Genomic DNA, 7839 nt, shown 5'->3' with positions numbered 1-7839 from the left:
GCTACTCCAAATCAGAAGAAATGCTGAGGCACTCCATCCGATTGCTACTTCACTACTTGAGATTTTGGGATGTTCCCATTCCTGCTTGATTCCTCCCACCATTCAGCAACGCCTCAGACCCTCTGGGTCGTTGGCAGAGCGGATATGCAGCCGCCTTTTAAGCGGAGAGATCCAGGTTCAACCCCTGGGCGACCCATGTTCAGCGACCGTACAAACGTACATTTAAGGCGGCACCCAGATTCGAACTGGGGGTGGAGGTTTTGCAGACCTCTGCCTTACCACTTGGCGATGCCGCCATAACCCAAACCTACATAGGAGATTATATTAACACTTGTGTTTTCGGTTTGCACCAGAAAGTCACGAAAAACTGGCGTAAATGCATACATTTCTTCATTATTTGAGAGGGAAAAGCTGCCTGAGACAAGATCTTGATCAAATCGTAGTCGTCCCCGCCTGCCTTAAGACGCTTGGCACGATCGCCGCGACCAATTCCTTCCTCAGAGTAATTATCCTTGAATAATCGGTTGACTGCCAGGCAACAAATGACAATCAAGGTACCAACCTTAGCCCTGAATGGCTCGTGCTGCGTCCTGCCGAAACCTGACAAGCAGAATTCAATGCAGTCAGCCATCTGTAGTGCAGCGGGAATACAACTCGCTTGAGGGAAACTGACGCTTGGTTGTGCAGCTAGATGTACTATCCTCTTTGTCAGCAATTTTCACATGGCACAGGGCGATGCCGAACTGTCAGGAAGGGCGATCGGAGCATCGATGAGCGCCTATGTGCCGATCTCTATGCTGCAAGACTTTCCGATCACGATCCTATCTGCTAGGCGTATTGAGTCTGTCCCTTTTTTCTACATCTTTTTTTAAGTGTTTCAACTGTGATGTGAGTTTCCGTTCCATTACTCCTCAAGCCTTTTAACCGAGACTCCATCAGAATGAAGTACCCATCGGGGTACTGCCAAAGGCATTAAATGCTTCCCATAATGCGACTAGAAGCTTTTTAAACGCCCGATGGCCCGAAGGAGTTGCTGTGAATCATCGCCTTTCAACTGAAATATCCAACCCTGTTGTATTGAACGAGCAAACAACACACCTGATTCAGGCAGCTCCGGTGCTAGAAGTGGGTCCGGCTCAAAGACCGATCGATATTGTAAAAAGACCGATCGATATTGTAAAAAGACCGATCGATATTGTTGTAAAAAACCCCAATATTCCGATCGCGACAAAGCCAATTTACCGCTTGCCAACCACCGATCCGGTGCTGACGATTCCTCCAGACAAAGCACGTTGGATTAATCCGAAACTGGCAGATTCAATTTCAAAAATTCGGGAGCCAGAAGGCGGCATTCCGCGGGCACAAGTCACCTTACCGATCAGCCCACGTATTGATGTTTCCGATGTCCTGCTGTTTGAAGATCCACAAAATGCTGCGAAGAAATTCTTTTTGCCGCGATATCGGTTACTAGAGCGCAATCAGCAACTCCAGATGTCGCTGGAACCCGATGGACAGGCGTGGAAATTGGTGATTCATTTAGAAAAATATCCCGCGCCCGAATTACCGATCGAGGTGAGGAGCGCGATCGAACTCACTCACACGGTTAGCGTGATTTTGCAGCACCGATTAGTGTCTGGAGATGCCAACGGTGGGCAAAAAGAATGGGTGTTTCAGGCGATCGTGCCGGAACCCGGTGGTGTGTGCGCGACGCTGACGATCGCCAGTCGCGACGAGCGGGATTTGCTGTATCAAGTGCTGACCGAGGCAGCCTACGGAGCCAGTTTAACTGTGCGGCGATCGGTCAACGTGGCAATTCCCCTGTCTGCCTCCAGTCCACCGCCCGCCCCCAGCGATAACCCACCCGCTCCACAACTGCAATTAAAGGGCACCGAAACCTATGAAGCGGGCGGCAAACAATGGACTCGCTATTTGCTGAGTGTCAGCAACAGATCGGCCTTTCCCAATGATTTGTTCGCTCCTGCTCCCGATCTGCCGCCCTGTGGACAGAATCGAAATTCGGCTCGCACTTGGGTTGATATCTATGCTCAGGGGGGTGCCTATCTGTATGGATTTTGCGCTCTTTCCTCTGCCAATGATTTGAACGGCTTGTGGTTTGCGGTGGCGAAGGATCAGTCGCCGCCTGCCTCCGTCTATATCACGTTGAATGACCGACAGCTGAAGCGCCTCTACACGTCCAACCCTGTCAGCACCGCCGCACCGACGACTGGGAATGATGGGACGATCGTCTCTTCAGGAAGCGGAGTGATTCGAGGAACGTGGCTATTTAATTTTGATACGGGCACTGAAGTTGCTAACGATGGGGATGTTTGGTGGCAGCAGCAGACAGATACCGTTCGCTACTTGGTTCCTCGCGGTAATGCACAACTGGTCAATCTGGGAGTTCGCGATTTTAATGCCATTTCTGTGTCGCAGCTTCAGAAGTTGCCATACAGTACCGTGCCGATCGATGGCTCAATTTCTAATGAGGCATTGCTTGCCATCCGAGCGCCGCACGAGACTCCACCCATTGTGCCTAGACCGATCGGTCCCAACCAATTGGTCAACGGAAATGTATTTGCCGTCCGCACAAACAGCGGCAACTACGCCAAAGTACAGGTGCTGAAGTATGGCTATAACCTTCAGATTCAGTGGGTCACGTATCGTCCGGGTTCCTCAGAACCGCTCTACCGTCAGGTAACGCGAGTCAGCGATATGCAGCCGCGATCGCCGTTTGTGTTTCCTGCCAATTTGTATTCCTACATTTTTCACGGCATTACGGGCACGGGGCAAACCTTTAAGCCCATTCTGCGGCAGGTGGGCATCCACAGCTATTACCAAGACCCCGTACAGAAATATGTATTCTACTATTTGCCTGACAGCTTCAAACTGGTTCGCCGTCCGGAGTCGCCCCACTATCCAATGATTGCTGTGCGGTTTACTCCTGTCGGGACAACAGGTGAGATCCGAGCCACGATCGACTATTGGGCGTTTCCCTACGTGAATGCGGCTCGACTAGAAACCGCTGCAAAAACCTTGAGCCAATACCTGCCGCAGCCGCTGCCGGTTGGCGTCAGTGGTGTGGTGTTTCAACCGCTGGTTGCCAGCAAGCCGCGTTTGTTTCTGGGCTTGCCGAATGCTGATGGAATTCCAACAAATCAAGAGCGTCCCGATGTGTTAGTGGAATTGCGAACGGGCTTTCGAGATTCGCGCACGCTGTCGGAAGAAGCGTTTCAGACGGTTTATGATGCCCTGTTTAGCGAGAGTACGCAGCTATTTCAGGGACAGGTCGTGGTCGATTTACCCGATGAGCAGACGGGCGCACGCACCGAAGTGATTAATTTCCACGCTCACATTAACGACATGGTAGGGGAATGGTTCGACCCGATTTACGAAGTGGATAGCACCAGCGGATCGGTGCGGGTCACCCTAAAAAACGCGATCGAAAGTCCGCTGCGAATTGAGCAGTTGGATGTGAAGCTAATGCGCGACGGTGCCCCGGTACCTAGCACGATCAGCGGTTGGAGTGCCGCACTGCCTGTCACGTTAGAACCCGGACAAACTCTGACATTTTCAGTCGTGGCATCGGTGCCGATCGCGCTCACCAGTCCGCCGAATCTGGTGTTTGATTTAAGCCGCGTGCGGGTATTAGCCGATCCGGGGCGCGTGTTCGACTCGATTATTCAGGGACAAACCACTGCGCCCGCTAAGCGTCCAATTACCATCAAAACCACCAAAGCTGTGTTTGGCGATCGCATCGGCACGATTAGCGTCGATCTAAAACACGGCGGGGCGGTAGATTTTGATCGCGATGGCACGCAGTTCACCTCAGAGCAAATCGTTCAACGCCCGATTCGCGATCGATTCGTCAATACTCCCGATGAAGGCGTGACGGAATACCGCATCACCCTGATTCTGACCAACGGCGATCGTCGGGAAGATCCACCGAATGTCTGGCGAACCGAAACCTCCGAAATGCTGTGGATTACCACCGACAAATTACCCTCCTTAAATCCGTAATACCGATTCTCCAAATTCCACCCACAGATTAAACGACTGAAACGTTGACGAAATCCAGCTTCTGCAATTTTGAATTGCGAATTCCGAATTCCGAATTGGTATAAGTCCCATGTCGCTGCGCGGATTGCCCGATTTCTATCAGCCGATTCAGGCTGAAGAGTGCCAACTCTTTTATCCCTACGAAGGCGGTGAGTTTGTTTTGCTGCCGGACGCGATCGCCATCAGCCAGCGTGACGAGAGCCAACTGGACTTCACACTAACGCTGGTGCGCGGACAAAATCCAAACCTGCCACCCAAGCCCTACGGCATTCTGGATTTTCGCCTCCAGCCGCGCTACCCGACTACCGCTGCGCTCACAACTTTGCGGCGGCTGCATCCGCAGGCAACCGTGCAGCCTGCCCTTTTTGCCGCAGGATTTCTGCAGATTTATCCGGCTACCTCGATCAATTCAATTCCAGCCGACTTGACTGCACCGATTCCGCTGGCTTGGAATGGACTGTCTACTGCCCGCTACAGCCTGCGAGTATCCGGTACCACCGCAACGCTGCTAAAAGAAGCGCTCACGAGCAACATCCTGCAGCTGATTGCCCGCGCTGAGATGGAACTGGTGGGCGTGGCTCCTCGTCTGCCGCTGCAGGTACGATTTAAGCCTGCAGAGCTGCTGGAGCCACTCGCAGCACTGGGAGAGTCGCGTCAAGTCGCCTGCGAGCAGATCATCGAGTTTCTGCGCCGCAATTTCACCCAGTTGCCTGTAGAGTTCGGCGGCGACACTCCGAACCCAGATGAAATCGCTGTCGTTCTGCTGGACTGGATTCGTGCCACCTATGGCACTGCAATCCCAGCACCCGTCAATGACGGCAACTCTTATATTGCGCTGGCGATCGACCCCAGTGATCGAGTGGAGTGGAATTTAGCGCACCCGCTGCAAACTCGGCGCACGATCGGCTTCTCGCTGCACCCGTTGGAAGCGGCGGCTCAGGTGGTGCAGGCACATGGCGTAGAAGCCGTGTTCCGGGAGGCGATTGTGCCACCGATGCCCACTGGAGCCGTGATGGTGGAAGCGGCGGCAAATTTGCCTGCGAATCGGTTGGGCGTTTTATCGGTTGGCGTGACGCTGCGATCGCCGCCCGCGCTGCCTCACCGCCCGCAAGCCGTTTTGGACTCCGCAGAATTTACAGCGCCGGACGATCGCGCCCGTTTGCGGCTGCGGCTGTCGCCTGTGGAAAAGCCGACCTACCGGGTTTCGACCTCAGTGGTGCTGCAAGATGCCCAAGGTGTGCGGCAGTTCCATAGCGCCGAAATCCTGCATCAGGGCAGTCGCCTACTGCTTCAGCCAAATCAGTTTCCGGTGCGGTTTTTGCCCGTCTCAGCAACGCGATCGCTGTTAAGTCTGGCAGCGGTTGAGGGCGTTTGTCGCTGGCAGGAAGGCGAGATGGTTTTGAGTCAGGCATTTGAGCTAACTGCCGCCCAGCCTACGATCGCGCTGGCGCTGCCGCCTACTGCCACAAATCCGACGCTAGAATTTACGGCGCGATCGACCGCAGGAAAAATGCTGCATCTTCCCGCCTTTGCCGCCGAACGCTATCAGCTGGGACTGCACTCGTTTGTGGAATACGGTCCGCAGACGCTCCAGGTGGAGTGCGAATTTGGGCAGGGGGTGCCGTTCTACGCGATCGAGCTGCTGCCAGAACAGGAGCCAGAAACGGCTGCCAGCCTGATGCTGCTGACTCCTGGTAATCCTCGCCAAATTTGGAGCTGGTTTGCCGCCTCGCCGTTTCAGTCCGGCTATCGCTATCGTCCGCGATCAGAACCGGGTTCGGCTGCGCTGCCGTGGTCTCTAGTCCGATCGTCTGCTTTGCCGCTCAAACTTTCTGCTCAGCCCCTCGGAGGCTCATAATGTCTCAAGAATTTTCCTATCAAGGCATCGTCTACTATGCCAGCGATGCCGATCCAGCCACGGTTTATTTCATTCCCGCTGCTCCGGTTTCCCAACGCAACGCCAACGGCAGTCTAGCAATTTCCCTGTTCGTGTTGGATCAGATGGCGATGCTGCAATTAAGCAGCCAGTGGGAGGTGCCCACCAACCAGCTAGAAGCGCTCAAAACTGCGGTGCTGCAACAGTTTCCGGCTCTGAAATTGGAGTCGCTGCAATTATTACCTGCTCCAGTGGAAGTGGAGCGGGTAGAGCTATCGTTAAGCAACGCTGCCGGAAAACCGGAATGCTTAGGAACCACAAAATCGTCAGGATATCCGCCATTTTCTGCAATCTTTAGCGTGCAGCTTTCCAATGAGCAAAAGGCGCAAGCTGTCTCAGCGTTCAATGGACGCAAAGATTTGCTGACGGTGACGTACTATGCCGCTCTGCCGAAGCAGGCGATCGCGGAGGTCGCGATTTCTGGAAATGTGACTCCGTTGCTGAAGCGGTTGCCCAAAGATGCCTCGGTTCAAGACTGCTTGGAGCAGCTTGAAGCCGCGATCGCCCAAAATCAGCTTGTCCTGACGCGATCGCAGTCTCCAAACGCGTCTGAATCGCTGCGCCAAAAAGCCGAGCAGTTGGCAAAGGAACGCGCCGCCAAACTACTCCAACAGCTGGCTCAGGGCAGCACTGTGCAGAACCAATCCGAGTTTTGCGCCACAGCAGCCGTGACAGACTCGGTTCCGATGTCGCTAACGAGATCGGCAGATATTAACTCTTGGTTTCTTAACGGCAACGGCTTGGATTATCTGCAACTTTTCAGCGCGTGAAGAGTACCCCTGAGGGTACTGCGGTACGGCAAAAGAGCTTTTCATAATGTGTACATGGAGAGAAACCTTACCCCCATTATGCTGTTCCTCTCAGAGATCATTACAGTGATCGGTTGACAGCAAACTGAGCTATATCAATTCGGAGTTCAGAGTTTGGAATACTCGCTGCGCGAGAAGCAAGCTACGGAATTGCAGAAGCTTGAGTTCGGCTACGTTTTAGTCGTTTGATTTGTAGCTGAAATTCAGAGAATTGGCATTATCTGATGCGCCTACCGCTAATGGAAACAGGCAGCTGAGTTTGCTGCGACCAAGTGTGTGATCAATCTAGCAATTTATTAGGAGAACCCCCATGCTGGCGATCGACAAGATTCGCGTACTTGAAGGCATTACTATCTACAGTGACGATGAAGATGAAACAAAGTTTTATCTGATGCCGGATGTTCCCCGGTTTCGCATGAACGACACAGGAAAGCCATCGTTTGCCTACTACAAATATCGGATGCCGATCGATCGCACCGATGGATCTAAAGGCGGCGGCTTTCTGGTGTGCGATGTAGAATTCTCGGTGACAGAGGAAAAGCGAGCGGCGATCGTTAAAAAGCTGAACGAAGAGCTGGCTCAGAGATTTCCTAACCGAGATCCTAAACCAGAAGCAAAAATTGGCGCGATGACCTACACCAAGGGAACCGCCAAGCTAAATATTGAAAACATTGGTGAGAAGTTTGTTGAAGGAGTTTTCAACCCTGGTAAGCCCTCTCTTTACGGACGCAACATTACTCCATTTACCGTCGAGTTGACCGATCTCGGCGCAACGTTTTTTGAACAGGCGCTTCAGAATCAGGGTGGCTTTGTTCAGGTTGCTTATGATCTGTATGCTCCCGTAAAGCTTCCGCCGATCGAAGTCCATATCTGGTTTATTGCCAGTAAGTTTCTAGAGTTTACCCAAGACTTTACAAAGCGTACACGGCGTCAGGGAGCCTTTGCCTCCGTTTGGAGGTGGTTTTTTGGTGGCACCAGCGGCAACCGCACCACCATCAATCAAAGCATGGAAGAAGAAGCCAGAGAATATCAATGGGG

The 7839-nt window shown here is 53.0% G+C and carries 5 protein-coding genes, 2 tRNA genes and 1 pseudogene; 7 read left to right on the top strand and 1 reads right to left on the bottom strand.

What is annotated here, in order from left to right:
- Both H6F43_RS10415 and H6F43_RS10410 read left to right on the top strand, forming a co-directional pair.
- Positions 1-89, top strand: a pseudogene (locus tag H6F43_RS10415) (IS1 family transposase); the annotation flags it as partial.
- Positions 90-124: 35 nt separating this feature from the next.
- Positions 125-196, top strand: a tRNA-Lys gene (locus H6F43_RS10410).
- A gap of 29 nt (positions 197-225) precedes the next feature.
- On the opposite strand, the gene H6F43_RS10405 is transcribed toward H6F43_RS10410, so the two are convergent.
- Positions 226-296 (bottom strand) — tRNA-Cys (locus H6F43_RS10405).
- 426 nt (positions 297-722) lie between these two features.
- Here H6F43_RS10405 and H6F43_RS10400 point away from each other — a divergent pair.
- The 5 genes from H6F43_RS10400 to H6F43_RS10380 form a co-directional block, all read left to right on the top strand.
- A complete protein-coding gene (locus tag H6F43_RS10400; RefSeq protein ID WP_190342707.1) occupies positions 723-872 on the top strand; it encodes a hypothetical protein in 150 nt (49 codons plus the stop codon).
- A gap of 205 nt (positions 873-1077) precedes the next feature.
- Positions 1078-4017 carry a hypothetical protein gene (locus H6F43_RS10395; protein WP_190342706.1) on the top strand — a complete coding sequence of 980 codons (2940 nt, stop codon included), beginning with the start codon at positions 1078-1080 and terminating at the stop codon, positions 4015-4017.
- 109 nt (positions 4018-4126) lie between these two features.
- Positions 4127-5914: a hypothetical protein gene (locus H6F43_RS10390; RefSeq protein ID WP_190342705.1), complete on the top strand. Its 1788-nt coding sequence runs from the start codon at positions 4127-4129 to the stop codon at positions 5912-5914.
- Positions 5914-6762 (top strand): hypothetical protein, encoded by an 849-nt coding sequence (locus H6F43_RS10385; protein ID WP_190342704.1) that lies wholly within the window; start codon positions 5914-5916, stop codon positions 6760-6762. The genes H6F43_RS10390 and H6F43_RS10385 overlap by 1 nt, the downstream gene beginning before the upstream one ends.
- A 349-nt stretch (positions 6763-7111) precedes the next feature.
- The coding region (locus H6F43_RS10380) for a hypothetical protein (RefSeq protein ID WP_190342703.1) at positions 7112-7839 on the top strand (728 nt) is incomplete at its 3' end.

This window comes from Leptolyngbya sp. FACHB-36 (assembly GCF_014695955.1).
Classification (GTDB): domain Bacteria; phylum Cyanobacteriota; class Cyanobacteriia; order Leptolyngbyales; family Leptolyngbyaceae; genus FACHB-36.
This window is presented reverse-complemented; position numbering and strand designations above follow the sequence as displayed.